This is a genomic window from Peribacillus sp. RS7 (genome assembly GCF_041956845.1).
Taxonomy (GTDB): Bacteria; Bacillota; Bacilli; order Bacillales; family DSM-1321; genus Peribacillus.
Genome location: NZ_CP168135.1, coordinates 1,057,891 through 1,079,849 on the forward strand (window position 1 = coordinate 1,057,891; position 21,959 = coordinate 1,079,849).

Sequence of the window (21,959 nt, forward strand, 5' to 3'; positions counted from 1 at the left end):
TAGTTAAAAGCGTACAAAATTATTAACTTTATATACTTATTCATTCCCAAAAGTAGTAAAATCTTTTATTTCAGTATAATCTTCAGTAGAGATTATTGCACTCTTAGGGATAGAAGCTGCACTACAAAATAAAAACGAAAGCCTCCATTTCTTAAATGAAATGGAGGCTTTCGTTTCATCTTTGTCAACAATGCAGACTCCCCTTCAGCCAAGGACGATTCCGATAGTGGCCGATTGGGACTTGGATAAGGCTCGTTTTTCCTTGAGGACCACCACCGATTTTGTAAAGTTCATCACACATATTCACATCAAAGCCGAGCAGCGGGTGCCCGTTCATTCCGAGGGCTGAGGCCGCTATCAGTAATTTCTGTACGAGCATACCTGCCTCCATTTGCTGGATGCGGTACCCTCTATATCCAAGCTGCTTTTTGGAATGATCTTGATCGCCAACTACATGTATGCAGATCGGCACTTGCTGAAAGTTCATGATATCCAGGGACATTCCGTATTGCAATTGGAGCCGATGATCTCCTGATTGTATCTGTCGTAATGAATGTGTCGTGCTGTCATAATGGTATGCACCATCTTGAATGTCTTCCACATTATACAAACAAACATATAAGGAAACGCGATGTTCGTTGTTCTCGTTTGTTCCATCCAAATCATTTCGATAGGAGAACGAGGCGGTTGCCTCCTGCAGGAGAGCCGCCAGTTGCAGTTGACTGACTTTCCCTAGAGCGAAGTCCATTTCAGGTGAAAACCGCTTTCGGCAAACCGCTGCCAAATCATGGGATAACCTTTTAACGATAGGTAGGGTTACTACATGCCCTTCGCATTCGGCCCCATTCTTTGGATCAATCGGCCGGAATGATTGGGTGGACTCGATCATGGATGCTTCATTCATTTTAGTTAACATCGGAAATTCCCTGATCCTCTTCGACCGAACATAGTGTTCAGGCTGAATCCCCGTCAATTCCCTGCATAATTCCGTCGAAGTGACATGTCCGTCACTGTAGCTTTCATCCGTACACCAAAATGCTGGTTCTGCCGATAAGGGAATCACCGCATACGTGCTCTCCTCCTCTTTCGAAAGCCCGAGCAGATGATTGATGGCCCGGTCAAGGAATTGGAAGCAAACCCCAGATGCGATTCCAAACCGTTTCGCCACTTCGAGTAACTGTCCAATGAGCACGCCCGCATCCAGACCTTGCAGGCGGTATGAAAAATTATTATATTTGTAGAAGTTTTTCCAAAACATCGTCGATATAAAAACCGTCCCAAAACATGAGGTCATATCAAAGGTTTCACCAAGAGCTTTTGTTACATATGAATCAAAATCCCCTTCCCGCAGCAATACCAACCGGTGGTGTGCCGCATCATAGTGGTATACGCCAGCAGGCACTTCCTCCATCTTCAAGTACACGTACAATTCACTTGGGTACAAACCTCCCCCTGATGGCGGAAAACGCCGGAATGACTGCATGAGGTCCTCGGATTCCGAGGATCTCGGTACCTGACTGACTTGGGTCAGGCCATATGCATACCAGAGGAAATGACCGATTCCTTCGAGGTCCAGCTTTGTAGGCCCATTGCCCCCCTCAAGCGTCAGCGGCACCTCCAGTGATAGTGGAAAAACAGGCAAGTCACGGTAAATCTTATACGTTAGCGGTGCATCATCCCAATCCACTTCCCAATCCGCCGGACTTGCCTTTTCGATGTCAAAATGCAAATTGTGCAGAAATGCCTCTAGACTCATCCTCCTACCTCCTAAGTCACCGCTTATGGAAAAGGATGCGGATGCGGATTGATCTGTTCGAATTCAAGCGGCCGTTTTGCATATCCAAGTTCCATCGGAACCCTCAGTATCCTCTCAAGCCCCGTTATGCGGGTAAGATGATGGCCGAATGTCATCGGCAGCATCCCCGGGATCAGCACTTTTACGCAATGTAATCCATTCCGTTCAATCTCCGGTGTCGTCTGATCCACCACGATCACCTCGAGTTTCAATCGGCGGAACTCCTGAAGGATATCCTGCAGATCTTCGGTCAAGTCCGAATGATTCACCTTTTTCCCGAATTCTTCATCGAATGTTCGCATCGGCCGGTCAGCATCCAGCAGAAATTGCAGTCGCTCCTCGGCTTGCGGTAAACCGTACAGCATGCCATGATCATCCATTTTCCGTACCAGTGAGGAATCATGCAGCATTTTCTCAATCTCCTCCTGGTTCTCTTCCAATTTATCGTCAAGGGTCAGCATCATACCTGCCAACTCGAAGACCGCGCTTTTCACCGCCCGGATCGGGTCCAGATGAGCCCCTGCCGCACATATGAGATTCAATCCTTTTTGTTTCCTGTTTTTTGCCAACGCCCATACGCTTGGTATACCGTGTTCCATGGTGGCATTAAACAAATGGATATCATACCCCGCTGCCGCCCTTGCCCTGTCAATCATCAATTCCAGTTCTTTGTCATTTGCAGAATAGGGGTCAAGACGTGCGAGGGGCAACTGCGCGTACCAGGTCAGCAGAAACGAATCACGTTCCACCACTTCCATGATTCCGTAGAAAATGGCCTCCTCCAAACTTCCCCCTAATGCACAGCCATTGGAAGTTTCATAGACGAATCCATCTCCGCAGCCCAAGCTGTAATAGGAAAGCAATTCCGGGACCAAGATCGGCCGCTCTTGCAAAAATGAATGGCCCCACACCCAATCTATCTTGCGGTCAGGATCAAACGGTCGAAAAGGGAAATCCTTCTGGGCATAATGTTCCTTCGAGTGCACCCCTATCTTGATGGGATCGAGCGCATGATCTTTCAGGTTACTGTAGCTGTCATGTATGACTGTCCGTTTGCCGCGGGGCTCCATTCCGCAATACCTTTCCAATCCCTCCAATATGGCAGTCATCTCACTGACGGCGTATGAGAGAGTCCGGCCTGCCGCCCCCTCATCTCCTATGAACAAAGGCAAATTAACACTTACATCGGCAAATGGCGGCACAAGGTCTATCATTTTATTATTCAAGAATCCTGTGCGGTGATCCAAGTAATCTTTGGCCAGAACTTCATTCAGATCATCCATTGAACGGGTCCGGTAACTGTCGGGACTTATTTTCGGACTTGGCTGTAACGAAATCCTTGCACGATCCTTCGAGTCATCAGGTAATTGGCTGCAAACAGGACACAAGGGATCAGGTAAAAACGAGTGCCACGAGCCGTTCAGCGTTTTCAGATTGATTAATGATACACGTCCTTCCGAATTGGCGTGTTCTCCCTTCATCACCTTCCTTACCTCTGCACCAATCAGGTGAGCCATCTGCAAAAGGCCTGTGCGTGATGCCGCCGCATCACGCTGTATCCCCCCATTTTCTTGCAGCTGTTTGCGGATTCCCCACATTTCTTTACGATCACGCCCGGCCATGAAATGTCTTTGGTCTGCACACTGTGAGCAACCTGTAATACCTGGGCGCACCAGCGGACCTACCACTCCCTCTCCAAATGATACGAACCCCCGCAGCCATGGAATGCCAGCTGTTCTTATCACCTCTTCCGCCTTTTGATGGACCGTGGGGTTCCAAGCATCTTGAAGCACAAGGACCAAAGCCGTCGTTTGCGGTATTCCTGCCTCGAAATCGGTTTGGCGATTGACCTGATATTGGCCGGACAGGTCCCCATGAACATGGTCGGCCAACACTCCTTCCCCGACAACCAATACGTCAGTTTTCACCCTGATTCCTCCTTTCGCAAAAATACCCCAAACACACCTGCCAGTTCTTCCTTAAAGAATGGTTCCAGTTCTAATTCGAAAACGAAAATCCGCTTCTTATTCTTCTTCAGGACTTGAATGGCGGACTGTACTATCTCGGAATTCCCTGTTATCTCGCACGAAGGAATCACAAGATTCACCTTTTTTTCCTTAAGAACAGACGATGCCACTAGATCTGGAGCTGTGAGGCAAACGGTCTGGTTCTGAACTTTCATGATTGCCTTTTGCAGCGCGTTCCGTAATGCGATCGTTACATTCAAACCGACAGCGCCAGACCAGCCGTCGCTCGTTCCTGCCCAAACAACTGGGAAACCGGACACTTCCTCACCCAACGCGATGATTGGATCTCCTTGCAGCCGGGTCAACGCTTGTAAATAATACCGGCAGCGTTCATCACCCACATCGGCCAACTGCACCGACACAAGTTTCTCCTGGTTGAACTCCTTATTTCCAAACTCTGTATCTAAACTGCTTTGCAGCCCACGGCAAACACATTCAGCAAATGTTTCCCCTGCTCCGACACCGATCGATTCCTTTATTTCGCCTGCTCCCTCAATCGGAGGAAGAGTCTGAATGAGCTGGATGAGTGTCCGCGATGCATATGCTTCAACCCCTGCCAGACCGCTTTCCCTCCGCGCTTCCTCATGCGTCAAATCTGAACGGATAATATCAGGCAGAAGTCCGGCTGGACCGGACGACAACGGATCAACAACCTGAACGCGGCATTGAGCCAACGGCAGCTGTTTTAAATCGCCCTCTTCCCAAGTATGAAAGATTCCGGATTCCGCCGATGTCAACCGGCTGAAATGCATGAACACTTTTCCCGGCTCACCCCGGCCCGATTTCTGTTCGAGCCGCTGATCAAAATCTTCAATCCATTTAGCAGCCCCTTTTCCCGTCACCCCCGGATGGGGAATGAATGGATGCCACTTTCCCTCCAATGTTTCCATATCCAACAGATAGAATTGATTGGCTTGTTCTGCAGTTGTAATACCTGTAGCCTCTTTGAACCACTCGAATACCATTATATTGGCTAACATCGCTCCGGCTGTGGAGGAAAAAGAAGTCGAAGCCTGATCCTTTTCCAGCACAGTTTGATGTAAACGGTGCCACGCTGACTCCCAACATCCTTTGGAATCCGGATGGACAAGCGGGCCAGCCATACCTATTTGATTGATGATCAATGCAGGAAACAGGACCTTTTTCCCTTGCCTGCAAACCGAATGAAGTTCTCTTAATTCCTTAATATCACCCTCCTGTGACACATATAATATCGAGTCGAATGGCCGCACGATCTCCTGCCATTCAATCCCTGCTCCCTTCTCAAGCACGACCTCCTCTATCGCTGCCTCTTCGTCCGACTTACGCGCATGTGCAACGATTTCCTTCAATCTTTCTCTATTGGTCGGTACCGTGTCCGTAATGAGGATATGGAATGTGGGCAGTCCGGATTCGATCAGCGCGGACACCAATGAAAGGAACAGTGGGCCAGAACCTATTGCCAGAGCCCTTCCCTTTCGATAAGCTTGAAAACGGTATGCCCCGGAATCGCTGTAGCTGTCGAGGAACTCGATTTGGGAAGCATACCTTTCAAGAACCTGATCCCCTAATTGATGGGGACTGTCCTGACTTACATCCCGAACGAACCCATTCGCGTACAAAACCTCGGCAATTTCCATGACACGGTTCCGATACGGGCCAGGCAATCCATCCATCAAATCGCTTAATGTATGGTCCCCGTTGAACATCGGCAATAACTTTTCAATCCATTGGACGATCGTGCTGCCCTCCATTCGGAACGAACTTATGTTATTCCTGAAATAAACACCTCTGTTTGGTTCCGGTAGAAAAAACGTATCCCTTTTCACTTTCAAACGCATAGAAGGGGTCAAATTCACCATTCCGCTCCTCCTAACCCGAAGCATTCTACGTTCTGCTTCAGCACTTCACTTTAATCCTATGTACGACAATTTGTCCCTTATGTCTAATAAAGAAAAGTCCCTGCTGCACCGCAGGGACTTTTCTTTATTAGACCTGAAACCTTAACGGCCGCAACGTCCGCAACGTCCACCGCATCCTCCACAACGTCCGCATCCACCACAACGACCACAACGACCGCCGCATCCTCCACATCCAAAGCAGCCAAAACACAAGAAACAGCCAAAACAACCTAAACCAAATTGACGAGAATCTTCCATGGAATACTGCTGAGGGACTTGTTCCCAAGAAACTGGCTGAGTCACCTGGAAATCATCGACATTCAGGTTTTGCAATTGATTTTGAAATTCATACATTTTATATAACCTCCGTGTATTATTTATAAGGTAGTGCTTGGAATAGATAAAAAAACCGGAACGAAATGGTCAGGGAATTAACACCACGTCAAGTATCCCTCCAACAAAATATGTAAGGGGAGTGGGTATTGCCACTGATTAAAAAGCCTATTTTTACTAAATCCCGTTCACGTCGAATGCCTGATCACCATTAAAAACCCAATGAAAAAGCAGAAAACCGGAAGGATAATATCCTTCCGGTTTTCATGCTCACCTCTTAAATTAAGTCCTTACAAGACACTTCAATGGAGGATCATTTATGTATAGGCCATATCGATCGGTCATCAGGATATGCATGAAAAGTCACCTTAGTTCTGCAGTTGTTCATAGCGATTCCAGTTTACCGATTTTTCCAGCACGATTGATATTAACACACCCATTATGAGCCCATTCGTCAAAAAGGGCTGTAAAAGCGTGGGAACGCCCGCAAATGCATTGGGCAGGATATTCATCAAACTCACTCCGATCAATACTGGTACGGCAAGCCTGAATATCGTGTCTGAAGTGAAATGCTGACCCTTGACGCTGTTGAAAGCCGTTCCAAACAGTTGAAGGTAAGCGACGAACAATACAGCGTTCCCGACTGTTATTGGCATGCTGGCCAGGAAAGAGATAAACGGAGGTATGAGACCAATCATGGTCAACAACATGCCTCCGAATAAGAAGGGCCTCCGCTCATAGATTTGCGTGCTTTGCAAAAATCCGATGGATGAAGTGAAAGGTGTATACGGCACAAGGCCAAGCACCGGAGCGAAAATGGTAAATCCGCCAGTCATGAATAAAGAATTTCGATACTGCTTGTGGTCAGCGTCATCCCCCATTAACTCGGATGCGGCTTGAATGGAAGCGAACGTGTTACACAAATTCAGTAAGCCTGCAAAAAAAGAAATCGCTATTATCCCGAATTCCAGGTTTGGTGTGCCTAATGGGAACAAGGAAAAAGAGGCACCCGTCGATCCCATTTCTCCCCCGTCCTCTGGAAATAGCAGCGAGTAAAAAATCCACCCCACAACAATCCCGATCAAAATGGAGAAATTGCTTATGGTCCTTGGTCCTTTTATTTTTAATATACTTACTAAAAAGACAATCCCCAATGATAGGAAACTGACCGGGATGTTAATTTCCCCATCCTCCGTAATCCCCAGCATCCCCTTAAAAAAGACAAAAATGAGCTGGAACGTCAGAAGGAATAAGTAAACGGTCATGACCATGGGCGTAAAAATCTTCTGGACATAAGAAATCAGGTTGAAGCCAGATATAATGAGGGTCACGACACCGGCTGCAATGAGACCAGTAGCTATTCCCCCTCCTATTTCAGCATAACCGAGCCCTATGGATGGTGCAGATAACCCTAAATTCAGCATCACTCCCCACAATAGACCGGAGTGCCCTTCCATAATGGGATACTTATGTCCCTTCCAACCCTGAATCACGCAAGCGATCCCGGTGAAAATGAGCGAGCTTCTCATGGTCATCTCCGTAACATTGGGAGGAAGATCAAAAGCTGCGCCAATCGATATGGGCACCACTACCGTATTTGCAAAAATAAAAAACAACCATTGAAAAGAAGAAAATAGAGTCACGGAAGATCTCCAACTTTTCATAGATTCCATCTCCTTTGAACATGATACTTTTTTAAGCTCATGGTGAATACATGGTTTAATCGCCCTTCATAGGACAACACCATGCTAATGGACGCGGTCCCCAGATTGCCATTTCTTGAACACATGGCAACACAGGGATCAAAGTCCTCTTACGCTTTGCGGTTCTGCTGCCATCATCATGCCAAAATAAAGATGCAGATTCGATGCAAAAATGACAGCGTTTACCATTAATAGTAACAAAGGCCGCGGCTTCTTGCTAATTTGTTGGCTGGACTCGATTACAAGGCAAATGGACTAGCGGAAGCCAAACCCTTTAATTTGATAGTAGAGATTATTGTTAACCAGCCCTTTTGGAATCGTAGTCCATTTTATCCTGTTTAAATCATATAGGGCAAAAACATAATGACATGGGAAGCAAGTCCTTAACCAATATAGCAAAAAAAATTACAGTAAGTAAAAGTATACGGGAGCGAACATGGCAGACTACCTGCATTCAGAGACTTTCAATCCCCAAAAGAAAAAGGAAATCCGGAAGTATCCAGAGATCCTTGGGTTAGCCCTACAAGTCTATTGACTGCTTTTGTTTATATAGTGAACCGGAAACCAAGTTACCCTTGTAAATGACCGCTTTACGTTCAGAACGCCTGGCAACTGCTTCTGCAGAACAGCTTGCGTCAATTAACACCAAGCTTGCTGCATCCCCCACTTTCGGCCATACCTGGTTACCCTTTTCGTCCAATGGGGTTTTTCCGCCCGTTATATACCCGAGTGTTCGGGAGAGGGAAACTTCATCAATCCATTTGAAGCGTTCTGCCAGCCTGCCGGCTCTCTCTAGAATGTCACCATTCCCTAGAGGTGACCATACATCAAAGATATTATCATTCCCTACTGATACTTCAACCCCTCTTTCATGTAATAAACCAACAGGGGGCATCTGTCTGTTAATAGGGACACTTGTGACGATGGAAATCCCCGCATCCTTAAGGATGTCAGCCAGCTCAAAGGCTTCTTCCCTGGATACGTCCCCTATGCCAAACGCATGGCTTAATGCTACCCTTCCTTCCCAGCCTGCTTGCTTGGTCAGGGCTGCCAAACGTTTCATGGTGAACGTGCCCAAGTGGCCGGGATCATGTAAATGCAGGTCCACATCAGCGTTCGCTTCCACTGCCAAATCCATCAATTGCACGAGCGAAGCTTCAATATTGTTATCGACTGTGGCTGGGTCGACTGCCCCGACGATTCCCGCTCCGTTTCGCAATGCCTCCCTGACAAGCTGGACAGACCCCGACCGCAACAATCCGTGCTGCGCAAATGCGACTATTTCTGAACTGAGTCTATTGGAATAGCCAGCAAGCGCCTCTTGGACTTGCTCTAAGTTCTGCAATCCCACTTCCGGGTAGATATCAACATGGGTCCGTACATGTGTAGAGCCAGAAGCTAAAAGTATTTCCAGTAAAGACTCTGCCCGTTTACATGTGCTTGTTGCAATGGAAGGCAGCACCCTCTTCTCATTTTCAAAGCGTTCAATGACACTTTTAGAAGGCGTGCATGCTCTCCATACATCCCCCATCAGTGTCTTATCAAGATGGACATGCTTTTCAATGAAGGAGGGTAACGCCAGCAATCCTTTTGCATCTTCCGCTGGCAGTTCATTAGGTATGGCCTCCCCATCTTTAACGATCTTCGTGATCCTTCCATCCTCCATCAACAGATGGAATAGACCGGTTATTGTTCCTGTAACTCTATCATTCTCTTTCCGGTAACCACATTCCATACGAACATTCTTTAACCAATAGATTGTATTCATGCCCTTCATTCCCTTCTTGAAATAGACATTCCCTTCACATTCAAGGCGGATTCACAGTCGAGTCCGCCGTAGACCAGATTCCCATTGACCATGACCGCAGAACGCGTGGATCTCCGGGCAACTGCCTCGGCAGCACAAGAGGCATCCACGAATACCATACTTGCTTCATTTCCCACGTTCGGCCATAAACGATTTCCTTCATGGTCCAGTGTCCTGACCCCGCCCGTAATGAATTGGAGCGATTGAGACAATCCATACTCGTCCTTCCAGTTGTACCTCTCTGCCAATCGACCTGCCTTTTCCAGCATATCCCCTGTACCGAATGGGGACCAGGAGTCATAAAAGCCATCACATCCGAGAGCAACGCGGACACCTTTTTCATGCAGTACATCAATTGGGGGAATGACCCGGTTGATCGGAACTGTGGACATGATGGCTATCTCTAGGTTTGATAATTCACTGGCCAATTCATTTGATTCCCCACTGGAAACATCCCCAAGGGCAAAGGCATGACTGACAGCCGCTTTGTTTTTCCAGCCTGCTTCATCGATTAAAGAAGCGAGTTTCTTAATCGTATAAAAACCAAGATGACCGGGATCATGTATATGAATATCAATGTCTGCATCAAATTCAACAGCTAAATCCATCATTTCATAGAGGGAAGCTTCTATATTATTATCCACTCCGCCAGGATCCAGTCCTCCCACCAAAGACGCCCCTTCTTTCATCGCTTGTCTCATCAACCCTTTTGAATTCGTTCTTAGCAGTCCATGCTGCGGGAAAGCCACAATCTCGTATGTCATTTTCCCTTTGAAACTGCTTAACGCCTTCTGAATTTCTTCCAAGTTCTTCATACCGATGTATGGGTCAATGTTAACATGCGTCCTTACATGCGTCGCACCGCCATTCAACAATAATTGAAGCATCCGTTCAGCCCGGAGCCGCCCAGTTTCAGCCAGTTCGGCAAGCTCTTCCGCTTCTAATTTCAAGCGTTCGATTAAACTCGGAACAGGAGTGCATGATTTCCATGGCAGTCCTAAATAGGTCTTGTCCAGATGGTTATGCATCTCTTTAAAAGGCGGAAGTGCAAGCAAGTTTCCCGCATCTTGGACGGGCATTTCCGTTTTCAAAGGCATACTTGAAGCCAATTGCAATTCCTCAATGATCCCGTCTTTTATATACATGTTGTATGAAGCTGTCTTTGTTCGATCGATTCTTTCATTCTCAAAAACAAATCCACTATCAAGTGTAACGTTTGTAAGCCAGTATGCTTCATTCATTGAATCACTCTCTTTAATAGAAGATTAAACACCTGTCGTCTCGAAAGATGAAATAGATCCGCTTACAACATTGCCCCTAAAAATGACAGCGGCACGCTTTGACCTTCTGGCCACCGCTTCCGCGGAACAGCTAGCTTCAAGCAAAACGATATTCGCCTCATCCCCGACATTGGGCCATGCCTTGACCCCGTCTTGGTTTAATGGGGTCTTCCCTCCTGTTATGAACTGCAGGCTTTTAGCTAAAGAAAGTTCCTCAATCATGCGAAACCTCTCAGCAAGGCGACCGGCCTTTTCCAGATTGTCACCGATGCCGAAGGGTGTCCAATGATCAGTGATGCTGTCATTGCCCAGTTCAACTTTCACCCCTTTTTCATGGAGCAGGGGAATGGGGATCGTTCTGAAGATAGGCACTGTGGATGTAATGGATATTCCTGTTTCCGAAAACCTTTCGGCTATACCCGTAGCCTCTGCAACGGAAAGATCTGCCAAACCGCTGGCGTGGCTAACCGTTACCCTTCCTTGCCACCCTGCGTCTTCCGTCATCGAAGCGAGGCGTTGCATGGTAAAGAGTCCAAGGTGATCCGGATCATGTAAATGGACATCAATATCGGAGTTCGATTCAACCGCGATATCCATGATCGTTTCAAGAGACCGCTCTATATTTTCATCAATGGTGGCTGGATCCACGCCTCCTACCAGATTCGCCCCATTTTTCATGGCCTCCCTTACTAGTCCTGCGGAATTGCTGCGTAATAGTCCATGCTGTGGGAATGCGACGATTTCATACGTCAATTTATCCTTATATCCTTCGAGCGCTTGAATGGTAGCCTCTAAATTTTTCAGACCTATAACGGGGTCAATGTTACAATGGGTGCGTATATGGGTAGATCCGAAGCTCAATAATAAATCCAGCATTTTTTCTGCTCTTGCTTTAGCGGTAGGCAATAACTCAGGAAGTAAAGCCTGCTCTTCCTCTATCCGGGTTTTCACGCCATTTATGGCAGGCATGCAGGCCTTCCACGGACCGCCATAGTACGTTTTATCAATGTGAATATGCATTTCCTTAAACGAAGGGACCATCAGGAGACCTTGAACATCATGCTGTGGATCCTGATCTGTTATCGATTCCTCCGCTAATAAAATCGAGGATATTTTTCCATTTTCAATCTTGATGTGGTAATTTCCGGTTTCAGTGCCGGTAACCGTTTCATTTTCATTATAAGTAAAACCATTTTCCAAGCGTACATTCGTCAACCAATATGATCGTGACATTAAACTCACCCTTCCACTCCAGATTGAACATGCATCCATTTCATTATAATTCTAAAGGTCATTTAATAATTTCAGAATTTTTACTCATTTTTATGTTATTTTTACTTATTCTGATTTAACCAAAGAAAAAGGCTCACCCTAAAATGGATGAACCCTTTCAGACTGGAGACAACTCTATGAAAACTAGTTTGCCTGCAGTTTTTTATTTAAAAAGTTCAATTGATTTCAGAGATCCGCTCCCTTTCCGCCGACTGCCTGCCAAGCATCCTCGGCGCAAGCGCCTGTGGGGTCTCGGCTAGCCAGTAATTCGGCAGGAGTGTCGCAAATCTCTTCGATCCAATGAGGATTACAGTAAAAAACCCTGAAGACCGGAGCACTTTATTCGACCCGCTGCACTGTCTTGGGCCGTTGACGCAGTTTATCGACCTAAACCACAAATTATTCGGCCGTTCACGCACAGCATTCGACCTACCCAGCACTTTATTCGACCGTTGAGGAACTATATTCGACCGTCATTTTATCGTTACGTCATTTATATCCAAATAGCCTGAAGGGCTGATCGAAAACCCTTTTACTTCTGTCGCGACTGCAGCAACATTTTCAATGACCCTTACAGGAATATACGGGGTGTCACCCATCTCGATTTCCTGTGCCTCTGCGTATAGTTCTTTGCGTTTCCCTTCTTCCTTTTCTTTTCTGGCAGCATCTATTAAACTGTCAACCTTTGGATTGCTGTAAAAGAATGTATTTCCAGCCGCCCCCTGTGAATCCGTATGAAAAAGATTATATTGATTATAATCAGCATCTCCGGTCGCGTTTCTCCAACTGATGATGAACATTTCCGATTGCCCTTTATTCACTTGTTCCACGAACGAACCGTACTCCATGACCTGTACCTTCAAGTTAATTCCAATCCCTTTTAGTTGGGATTGCAGGACTTCAGCCAAGTTCACTCTTTCCTTACTGTCCATCGTCAGGATGGTCGCATCCAAACCTTTTGAATATCCAGCTTCAGCCATCAGTTTCTTTGCTTCTTTCAGATTGTATTCATAGGCTTCCAGATCTTCGTTGTACCCGAATACTTTAGAGCCCATCAATGAGTTCGCCTTTACTCCCACATTATTGAAGACACCCTTGATGATCGAATCCATTTCTATGGCATGGGCAATGGCTTTTCTGACCCGGACATCATTGAACGGTTCATTATTGACATTGAACCCTAAATATTCGGTGCCATACCCTTCACTGCGGTAAACATCCATTGCCGGTGAAGATTCCACCTGGTCCATGACAGCTACAGGAAGAGGTTCAGCAATCTGCGCTTCACCGGTTTCAATCATCGATATCCTCGTGGAATCTTCAGGGACGACCTTGAAGATGACCTTGTCCAATTTTGGCTTGTCTCCCCAATAGCTTTTGTTTTTCATCAATGTGATTTCTTGCCCTGGGGACCATGAATCAAAAACGAAAGGACCGGTTCCATTCGGTTCCTGGATGATCTTTTTGCCAAACTTTTCAATTGTTTTCGGACTGATGATGCCGCCTTCGTGATTCGCCAATATGGAAAGGAGCGGGGAAAAAGGTTCCTTCAGAATGAATTGCACAGTAAATTCATCAATCGGTTTCACCTCTTTTACCATATCGAATACTACCGCTCTAGGAGAAGCGACCTTTGGATCCAATAGTCGATCAAACGTCTTTTTTACTGCATCTGCATTAAAAGGCGTGCCATCATGAAACGTTACGTCTTCCCTAAGCTTGAATTCCCAGGTCGTGTCATTTATTTGCTTCCATTTTTCTGCTAGCATTGGCTGTATCTCACTATTCTCATCCCGTTGTACAAGACCTTCATAGATTTTATGGTGAGTGACACTAGCGGCGTTAATCGTGGACATGAACTGCTGATCCAAATTCTCAGCGTCGGACAAACGGGCAATGACCAATGTACCCCCTTCGTTTGATGCTTTGCTTTGATCATTTGCCGTTTTGCTTACATCATTGTTAGAAGAACAGCCCGTAATTATGATAACCATGATCATGACTAGAAAAAGCTTTCCTGTTCCACGTTTTAACCCCATCGACTTCGACCTCCCGATTTCATTTAATTGAGAATTTATCTAATTATAGGAAATATTCTGACTATTTATTTTGAAAATCTTTACTATGTTTTTCATTTTCTTTACTTGTTTTCGCAAATGGTTTTCACTTCTGTATCGCTTATCGATTCGACGACCTTAAATGATGGCTTAAACAATTCTTTCTCAGGAAGCTTCTGATAATCTCTTTCCATATATCCTCTTCTCATCTTATCGAAATACTTTTGCCCCTTATATTTGATTTCCATTAAATCAAGATTGGGGATTTTTTGATCCTTCATGACTACTTTTCCATTTATGATGGATAATTTAACGTCTCTTCCTGATCCGCTTACGAACATGGTTCGAATGGGATCATCGATTACACCCATATGATAACTGTCCAAATCAATCGCAATGATATCCGCCTTGGCCCCTGCTGCAATGCGGCCTAGATCGTTCCTGCCAAGAAAAGCCGCCGCATCAAGAGTGGCTGACCGAAAGAAATCGGCAAATGCAGAGCCTTCCGCTTCTCTTTCCACCATCCGTGAGAGCATGCTGCCTGTCCTGACGTTCTGAAACATATCCGGAGGGAAGGTGTCCGTTCCAAGCGCGATATTTATCCCTGCCCTTTTATATTTAGCGAATGATTCCAACGCCTCCCCATGCCTCCCGATAATCAGAGGGCAATGAATCACTGTTGTATTCGTTTCTCTTAGCAGCGCCAAGTCATCCCCCTGTCCATATTTCGCTCCACTGTATCCTGAAACAAAATGGGCATGCGGTATCCCTGTTCTTGGACCCAGAAAGCCAAGGTCGTACAAATATCTGATCGGTGTGACACGATAAGCTTCCCATATGGTATTGAATTCAAAACTTCCTTGTGCAGCATGGAGCTTTATCGGTACATCCAATTTTTCACTGTAATATTTGATCTGTTTTAATTGCTCTGCAGTTTGAGACTCTATACGTTCTGGAGCGAGCATCCCTCTGACCATGCCTCCATGGGCTCCATCGAATTTTTCTACAAACTCCACCGCTTTCCGCAATCCCGCTTCCCCGGCCTTTTCATCCCAATGCAGTTTTATATTTCCGTTAGGCTCGACGACTCTCATTCCTGATTGGAAACTTGGTCCCAGGTAAATCCTTAACCCCAATTCAGCTGCATGTTTTGCCGCAGCTGCCAATTCTTCATAGGTTTCGGCCCAGCTTTTATAAAAAACGGAAGTGATGGGCATGGCCGTCGTCACACCATGAAGAATGAGTTGTGAATAAGCATATAAAGATTTAAAGGATTCTTCTTCCTCGGTCATTAATTCGGGATGTCCGCTTTGTATATGATTCTCTGACCAGAGAAGGTTTTTCTGTCTGTTGGAACCGGCTTCAAAATGTAAAATATCATGGTCAATGTCCCCTAATGCATTTAAATCGATGAACCCGGGACTGATAATGGCGTTACCGGCATCCATTACCTCGTCCACTTCTTCCGGATAATTTTTTCCGACATACAGAATCGTGTCTTTTTCATAAACGATCTCTGCATTTTCCAAAATGACATGATCGCACCCGTCATACCCAATTACATATCTTCCTTTAAGCTTGGTTTTCATCTTATTCCCCTTTCCTCATTGAGGCAGCGCCTTCTCGTTCGTCATATCTTTTTTCATCTACATATGCCCTGGCATGTCCCCAGAAATATTTCGTCGGCTGCATATACTTTTCGAGCCCGGCACGCTTTATCGTTGAAAAGGCCTCTTCATTCGCTTCGTTCAGCACTGTACTTTCATGAACCGTCCGTACATTCCTCCCTTCCATGATCAATTTCCCATCCACGATGACATGCTCCACATCATTCGCCACTGCTTGGAAAACAAGCCGGTGAACATGCATGAATTCAGGGGTCAGATGAGGCTGATGCATGTTCACCGTAATGACATCCGCTTTTTTCCCGATCTCCAGGGAGCCTATTTCATCATCCCAGCCAATGCATTTCGCAGCATCTATCGTGATCATTTCCAACAGTTTACCTGGGGGTAAATAATAGTAGTCCCTAAGGGCTGCCTGGTGAACGAACTGCGTTTTCCTCATTGCCTGAAACATATCGAAACTTGTGGAAGGGGAAGTCCCATCCGTGGAGATCGCCACAGTTGCACCCATCTCCAATAATTCAGTTATCGGGGTGCGTGCATGAACCTGTCCAAATCCAGGTGATGCACTGACGTTGGTACCTGTTTCTGCCAGTATTCTTGCTTCATCGAAGGAAATGCCCCGACAATGCTGTAAATGGACATCCGGACCCAATAGGGCATTTTCCTTATCCTGTATCGCTAAATGAATCATCCCGCCAAAGGCATCGGAGTGTATCCTTGTGTTATATTTCCTGGCAATCTCCCTTATTTTCTTCGCTTGATAAAGATCATGATCATTCAGCCCATAAAGCCTGTCAGGTGATGTGGGATTGGAAGGATCAACGGATGTCACAATGACAAATGGTGTAATGAAGGCTCTCGTGCGGTCTTCATTCGCATGGTTCAGTGCCTCGATCACCGCTTCCGCCCCCTTCAATACTTCTTCATAGGAAACTTCCTTCACCACTCTCTTTCCGTCAATCCACCGGCTGAATGAATGGGGCCATGGAGGGTTGCAAGGACCCGTACAAACCACTTCCCTGATTCCCACTTCGGCGTATGCTTTTGCATGATTGATGGCGAAAATCGGTTCATCGGATCGTGGCATGGATCCTAAAACGCTCACCCCGGTTGTCACTCCCGCCTTTAATCTCTCAAGGGAGGACAGCTTTCCTTCGTAATACCAAAAGTCATCCGTAACAAAATGCTTGTACGTATTTGTCATGATGGGCATCCAAAAATCAATATTCTCCATTGCAATCGTTTTGAACATGGAATGTCCACCATGACCATGAACATCTATTAATCCGGGCAATATACACTGATGGCTGCAATCAATGACTTTTACAGCCTCATACTTCAATTTCAGTTTTTCGGTTGAATCAACGGCTAAAATCCTTCCTTGATTAATGGCGATGGCGCCATCCTGCAGAATTCTCCTGTTTTGATCCATGGTTATCACGGTTCCATGGATTAGCAGTAAATCTATCATATTTCTCCTCCTAATTGAGAAGACAGCATAACATCCTTATGCTGCCTCCCTTTTTTGATGATTTCCCTACTTCACGGTTACGTCATCAAGCATTAAATAATTTGCCGGATTCAGCCAAAGCCCTTTAACCGTCCCACCATATACCGCCAAATGTTCATAGTTACGGATAGGAACATATGGAACTTCTTCCCTCTCAATTTCCTGTGCCTTCGAATATAGTTCCTTACGTTTATCTCCATCCGATTCTTTACGTGCACTTTCAATCAATTTGTCCACTTCCGGGTTGCTATAGAATGAACTGTTTCCAGCAGCACCTTGGGATTTGCTATCAAAAAGATTGAATTGGTTATAATCTCCATCCCCGGTAGCATTGCCCCAGCCGCCTATCGATACCTGGTGCTCGCCTTTAGCGGTCGCATCAATGTAAGCCCCATACTCAAGGACTTGAATCTTGACCTTGATTCCAATTCCTTTTAACTGGGATTGAATCACCTCGGCCATATTAATCCTTTCCTTACGGTCACTCGTCGTCAATGTAAACTCCAAGCCATCCTTGACCCCTGCCTCAGTCAAGAGCTTCTTCGATTCATTAATATCATAGTCGTAGCCTTTTATATCCGGATCATAGCCAAACACTTTTGGGCTCATTGTCGAATTTGCCCTCGTACCGACATCGTTATAAACCCCTTTAATAATCGAATCGACCTCGATGGCATGAGCGACCGCTTTACGGACACGTACATCATCGAAAGGTTTTTTCTTAACATTGAAGCTTAGGTATTCAACCGCAAGTCCCTCCGTGCGATATAAATTCATCGTGTCCGATGCTTCGATCCTATCAATCTCAGTCACTGGCACTTGATCGGTCACATGTGCTTCACCGGTTTCAATCATCGCAATCCTCGTGGCATCTTCAGGGACAACCTTGAATACTACGCCATCAATCTTCGGTTCATTCCCCCAGTATTCCTCGTTTTTCGAAAGTGCGATCTCTTCACCTGGCTTCCACGATTTAAAAACGAATGGCCCTGTCCCAACCGGGTTTTGACCTAGCTTGTCACTATGTTCCTTAATCGCTTTAGGGCTGATGATGCTTCCTTCATTACTCACTAAAATCGATAACAGCGGTGCATAAGGATATTTCAGCTTGAATTGTACGGTCGTTTCGTCAACCACTTTAATTTCTTTGATCATTTCCAATTTACCAGCCTGCGGAGAAGCTGTTGCCGGATCAAGTATCCTGTCGAAATTGGTTTTCACCGCTTCGGCATTGAATGGAGCTCCATCATGGAATTTGACTCCCTCTTGCAATTTAAATTCCCAAGTGACATCATCCAGTTGTTTCCACTCTTTTGCCAGCAGCGGTTTAGGATCCATGTTTTTATCAGGAACGACCAACGTTTGATAAACCTTTTCATAAACGACGTTTGCTGATGGAATGTCTGTTATGAAATGAGGATCCAGGATGGTCGCGTCAGATAATCTCGCGACGATCAGTGTACCTCCTTCTTTCGCTTTTCCTTCCGGTTCCTTGCTGCCGGTTTGATCTGCTGCACACCCAGATAAAACCGATGAGATGCCTAATAACGATGCAAACAGTAACCCCATCATACTTTTTCTCATTCTATTTCCTCCCTTTTCAACCTGCCTTTGTTTTCTCCAAGTAACTTTCAGCTATGAGTACATCGGGCTTACTTCAAATTATAAAAAAAAACCGAATTTTATATTTTCAGAATCTTTACACATTTTTTAATTATCTTTACTGCTTTTCCGCATCATATTTACTTCAATACCTATTTTGAATAAATTTAATGAAAGAAAAGGAGGAAGTGCAATGAAGCCAGAGATTGTCATTAATAATACCGAATTGAAGGTAAACGAAAAAAAATCTCCAAAACTAAGCCACTGGAAAGCCTTTTATAAAAAATTCAAGAGAAATAAACTGGCATTGATAGGCGGGTATATCGTACTTTTTTATATTTTATTGGCTATCTTTGCACCTTTGATTTCACCGCAGGATCCCTATGAAATTGATTTAGTCAACAAACTCCAGCCTCCGTCGGCCGAACATTGGATGGGTACGGATGATAAAGGAAGGGATATTTTAAGCAGATTATTATATGGAACCCGGCTTTCATTAACCGTTGGATTTGTCTCTGTATTCTTCGGGGCTTTCATTGGCATTCTGCTTGGGTTAACGGCTGGTTATTACGGAAAATGGATCGATACCGTCATTATGAGGATTGTCGATGTTCTGCTGGCTTTCCCGGGAATATTGCTCGCACTTGCCATCATTAGTGCCCTTGGCCCAAGTTTAATCAATGTAATGGTAGCGGTCGGTGTCTTTTCCATACCCATGTTTGCCCGAATTGTCCGCGGCTCCACACTGTCAGTCAGGAAGCTTGAATATATCGATGCCATCCGTGCATTGGGAGCCACTGACTTCACGATCATAACCAAGCACATTTTTCCAAATATTCTATCACCTGTCATCGTTCAAGCTACATTACGTCTGGCAACAGCCATTCTATCGGCAGCAGGATTATCATTCCTGGGGCTGGGAGCCCAGCCTCCCTCACCGGAATGGGGAGCCATGTTGAGCAGCGGTCGGGATTATTTGTTCAGCGCCCCTCACATCGCTTTGTTTCCGGGATTAGCCATATCAACACTGGTACTCGGTTTCAATGTCTTCGGGGATGGACTTAGAGATGCCCTGGATCCAAGAATGAAAAAATAAGGAGGAGAGAAAATGTTCGTATTTATAATCCGACGGGTCTTTCAAACCATACCGGTTTTACTAGGAGTAAGTCTTGTTGTTTTCCTTATCATGCAAATGGTCCCTGGAGATCCGGCAACACTGCTTGCAGGTGAAGGAGCGACTAAAGAAACGATTCAATCACTGCGACATGAGCTTGGCTTGGATCGCCCAATCCTTTATCAATACGTCGACTATATCATTCATGCCGTTCAAGGAGACTTTGGGGAATCACTCCGCAGCAGCCGGCCTGTTTTGGATGAAATCATGGTCCGCTTGCCAATCACCCTTGAACTGGCACTCGCCAGCATTTTCATAACCGTTGTCCTTGGTATGCTTGCAGGGATCATCTCGGCAACCAAGCAATACTCGGCAGCTGACATTTCCATCATGATCGTTGCTTTACTGGGAATCTCTTTACCTAGTTTTTGGCTGGGTCTGATGCTTATCTACTTCTTTTCCGTAAACCTTCATTGGTTTCCGGTTTCAGGTTGGGGAACCATCAGGCACATGATTCTGCCAGCGATAACCCTTGGGGCCGGCGGAGCGGCCATAGTTGCCAGGATGACCAGGTCGAGCATGCTCGAAGTCGTTCGCCAGGACTACATCCGGACAGCAAGAGCCAAGGGATTAAAAGAATATGTCATCATTTATAAACATGGCCTGAAAAATGCGCTTATCCCCGTCATTACAGTCGTTGGCCTCCAGTTCGGTGCACTCCTCGGCGGTACTGTATTGACAGAGTCCGTTTTTGCCATCAATGGACTTGGGAGATTGATAGTCGATGCAATCAGAACGAGGGATTTACCAATGGTTCAGGGCGGGGTCCTTATCGCTTCCGTTATCTTCGTATTCATGAATTTGGCAGTGGATGTCCTCTATCGATACTTTAACAAAAGAATAGATTTGAATTAAGGAGGTATGATGATGAAACAGGTTGATGATAAAATACTGGAGGTAAAAAAGCTGCAGACCCACTTTTTCACTGACGAAGGCACGAGTAAAGCGGTCGACGGAATCAGTTTCTCCCTAAATAAAGGGGAAACCCTTGGAATCGTCGGGGAGTCGGGAAGCGGCAAAAGTATAACATCCTTATCATTGTTAAGGCTTATTCCATCGCCACCCGGAAAGATTGCCGGGGGCAGCATCCTGTTTAAAGGGGAAGATCTGCTTACGAAGACTGAAAAACAGATGCGGTCCATACGCGGCAATGAAATTTCGATGATATTCCAGGAACCGATGACATCATTGAATCCCGTATATTCAGCAGGTGAGCAAATAGCAGAAGCGATCCGGCTCCATCAAAATCTCGGAAAAAAAGAAGCATGGGACAAAGCGGTCGACATGCTTCGGCTCGTCGGAATCCCCTCACCTGAAAAAAGGGCAAAACAGGAGCCGCATGAGCTAAGCGGCGGAATGAGGCAAAGGGTCATGATTGCCATGGCACTTGCCTGTCACCCTGAGGTTTTAATAGCCGATGAACCTACTACAGCATTGGATGTGACGATCCAGGCCCAAATCCTGGAACTGATTAAGACGCTGCAAAAGGATTTCGGGACGGCTGTCATTTTGATCACTCATGATTTGGGTGTCGTATATGAAACCTGTGATCGGGTTGCTGTTATGTACGCAGGAAAAATCGTTGAATACACATTGGCCAAGGAAATATTCACAAATCCTAAACATCCTTACACCATCGGTTTATTAAACTCCCTTCCGCGTCTGGACATGGACCAGGAAGAATTGACTACAATTCCCGGGACTGTTCCGAGTCCTTACAATATGCCTAAGGGCTGCAGCTTTGCTCCCCGCTGTGCACATGCGAAGAGCATTTGTGAACAAGCCGTACCGGATCTACAAGCGACCGGCCCAAGCACCCAGGTCAGCTGTTGGATGTTCACCCCCCAATGGGAGAAGGAATATGACACTCAAGAGAAGGTAGGGGTTTAAT

General features: G+C 45.8%; 15 protein-coding genes. 3 read left to right on the plus strand and 12 right to left on the minus strand.

What is annotated here, in order from left to right; all coding sequences use genetic code 11:
- Positions 1-184 precede the first annotated feature (184 nt).
- The 12 genes from ACDZ29_RS05445 to ACDZ29_RS05500 all read right to left on the minus strand — a co-directional run bounded on the left by ACDZ29_RS05445 (position 185) and on the right by ACDZ29_RS05500 (position 18,876).
- On the minus strand, positions 185-1,756 hold the full coding sequence (locus ACDZ29_RS05445; RefSeq protein WP_375090247.1) for a SagB family peptide dehydrogenase: 1,572 nt from the start codon (positions 1,754-1,756) through the stop codon (positions 185-187).
- A 23-nt stretch (positions 1,757-1,779) separates the two neighbouring features.
- Positions 1,780-3,723, minus strand: a complete 1,944-nt coding sequence (locus ACDZ29_RS05450) for a TOMM precursor leader peptide-binding protein (RefSeq protein ID WP_375090249.1) — start codon at positions 3,721-3,723, stop codon at positions 1,780-1,782.
- Positions 3,720-5,663, minus strand: coding sequence for a putative thiazole-containing bacteriocin maturation protein (locus ACDZ29_RS05455; protein ID WP_375090251.1), 1,944 nt, complete (start codon positions 5,661-5,663; stop codon positions 3,720-3,722). Before ACDZ29_RS05455 ends, ACDZ29_RS05450 begins: the two co-directional genes overlap by 4 nt.
- Before the next feature lie 83 nt (positions 5,664-5,746).
- Positions 5,747-5,926, minus strand: coding sequence for a hypothetical protein (locus tag ACDZ29_RS05460; RefSeq protein WP_375090253.1), 180 nt, complete (start codon positions 5,924-5,926; stop codon positions 5,747-5,749).
- A 477-nt stretch (positions 5,927-6,403) separates the two neighbouring features.
- Entirely contained in the window at positions 6,404-7,699 is a 1,296-nt protein-coding gene (locus tag ACDZ29_RS05465) for a uracil/xanthine transporter (protein ID WP_289334294.1), read from the minus strand.
- A 559-nt stretch (positions 7,700-8,258) separates the two neighbouring features.
- Positions 8,259-9,506, minus strand: a complete 1,248-nt coding sequence (locus tag ACDZ29_RS05470; protein WP_375090254.1) for an amidohydrolase — start codon at positions 9,504-9,506, stop codon at positions 8,259-8,261.
- Positions 9,507-9,511: 5 nt separating this feature from the next.
- Entirely contained in the window at positions 9,512-10,786 is a 1,275-nt protein-coding gene (locus ACDZ29_RS05475; protein ID WP_375090255.1) for an amidohydrolase, read from the minus strand.
- 24 nt (positions 10,787-10,810) lie between these two features.
- On the minus strand, positions 10,811-12,058 hold the full coding sequence (locus ACDZ29_RS05480) for an amidohydrolase family protein (protein ID WP_375090256.1): 1,248 nt from the start codon (positions 12,056-12,058) through the stop codon (positions 10,811-10,813).
- A gap of 512 nt (positions 12,059-12,570) precedes the next feature.
- Positions 12,571-14,136, minus strand: coding sequence for a glutathione ABC transporter substrate-binding protein (locus tag ACDZ29_RS05485; RefSeq protein ID WP_289314944.1), 1,566 nt, complete (start codon positions 14,134-14,136; stop codon positions 12,571-12,573).
- A gap of 101 nt (positions 14,137-14,237) precedes the next feature.
- A complete protein-coding gene (locus ACDZ29_RS05490; protein WP_375090257.1) occupies positions 14,238-15,743 on the minus strand; it encodes an amidohydrolase family protein in 1,506 nt (501 codons plus the stop codon).
- 1 nt (position 15,744) lies between these two features.
- Entirely contained in the window at positions 15,745-17,253 is a 1,509-nt protein-coding gene (locus ACDZ29_RS05495) for an amidohydrolase family protein (protein ID WP_375090258.1), read from the minus strand.
- Between the two features lie 66 nt (positions 17,254-17,319).
- On the minus strand, positions 17,320-18,876 hold the full coding sequence (locus ACDZ29_RS05500) for a glutathione ABC transporter substrate-binding protein (protein WP_375090259.1): 1,557 nt from the start codon (positions 18,874-18,876) through the stop codon (positions 17,320-17,322).
- A gap of 211 nt (positions 18,877-19,087) precedes the next feature.
- On the opposite strand from ACDZ29_RS05500, the gene nikC reads away from it, so the two are divergent.
- The 3 genes from nikC to ACDZ29_RS05515 are packed head-to-tail and all read left to right on the plus strand — an operon-like array spanning position 19,088 to position 21,958.
- Positions 19,088-19,990, plus strand: coding sequence for a nickel transporter permease (gene nikC / locus ACDZ29_RS05505; RefSeq protein ID WP_289326435.1), 903 nt, complete (start codon positions 19,088-19,090; stop codon positions 19,988-19,990).
- Positions 19,991-20,002: 12 nt separating this feature from the next.
- Positions 20,003-20,923, plus strand: coding sequence for a nickel ABC transporter permease (gene nikB / locus ACDZ29_RS05510; protein WP_375090260.1), 921 nt, complete (start codon positions 20,003-20,005; stop codon positions 20,921-20,923).
- Positions 20,924-20,935: 12 nt separating this feature from the next.
- Positions 20,936-21,958, plus strand: coding sequence for an ABC transporter ATP-binding protein (locus ACDZ29_RS05515; protein ID WP_375090261.1), 1,023 nt, complete (start codon positions 20,936-20,938; stop codon positions 21,956-21,958).
- The last annotated feature ends 1 nt before the right edge of the window (position 21,959 follow it).

What these genes read in the sequence shown, in the direction of transcription:
- ACDZ29_RS05445 (WP_375090247.1), bottom strand. Translation starts at nt 1,756, where the DNA reads ATGAGTCTAGAGGCATTTCTGCACAATTTGCATTTTGACATCGAAAAG.
- ACDZ29_RS05455 (WP_375090251.1), bottom strand. Translation starts at nt 5,663, where the DNA reads ATGGTGAATTTGACCCCTTCTATGCGTTTGAAAGTGAAAAGGGATACG.
- ACDZ29_RS05465 (WP_289334294.1), bottom strand. Translation starts at nt 7,699, where the DNA reads ATGAAAAGTTGGAGATCTTCCGTGACTCTATTTTCTTCTTTTCAATGG.
- ACDZ29_RS05470 (WP_375090254.1), bottom strand. Translation starts at nt 9,506, where the DNA reads ATGAATACAATCTATTGGTTAAAGAATGTTCGTATGGAATGTGGTTAC.
- ACDZ29_RS05475 (WP_375090255.1), bottom strand. Translation starts at nt 10,786, where the DNA reads ATGAATGAAGCATACTGGCTTACAAACGTTACACTTGATAGTGGATTT.
- ACDZ29_RS05480 (WP_375090256.1), bottom strand. Translation starts at nt 12,058, where the DNA reads ATGTCACGATCATATTGGTTGACGAATGTACGCTTGGAAAATGGTTTT.
- ACDZ29_RS05485 (WP_289314944.1), bottom strand. Translation starts at nt 14,136, where the DNA reads ATGGGGTTAAAACGTGGAACAGGAAAGCTTTTTCTAGTCATGATCATG.
- ACDZ29_RS05490 (WP_375090257.1), bottom strand. Translation starts at nt 15,743, where the DNA reads ATGAAAACCAAGCTTAAAGGAAGATATGTAATTGGGTATGACGGGTGC.
- ACDZ29_RS05495 (WP_375090258.1), bottom strand. Translation starts at nt 17,253, where the DNA reads ATGATAGATTTACTGCTAATCCATGGAACCGTGATAACCATGGATCAA.
- ACDZ29_RS05500 (WP_375090259.1), bottom strand. Translation starts at nt 18,876, where the DNA reads ATGAGAAAAAGTATGATGGGGTTACTGTTTGCATCGTTATTAGGCATC.
- nikC (WP_289326435.1), top strand. Translation starts at nt 19,088, where the DNA reads ATGAAGCCAGAGATTGTCATTAATAATACCGAATTGAAGGTAAACGAA.
- nikB (WP_375090260.1), top strand. Translation starts at nt 20,003, where the DNA reads ATGTTCGTATTTATAATCCGACGGGTCTTTCAAACCATACCGGTTTTA.
- ACDZ29_RS05515 (WP_375090261.1), top strand. Translation starts at nt 20,936, where the DNA reads ATGAAACAGGTTGATGATAAAATACTGGAGGTAAAAAAGCTGCAGACC.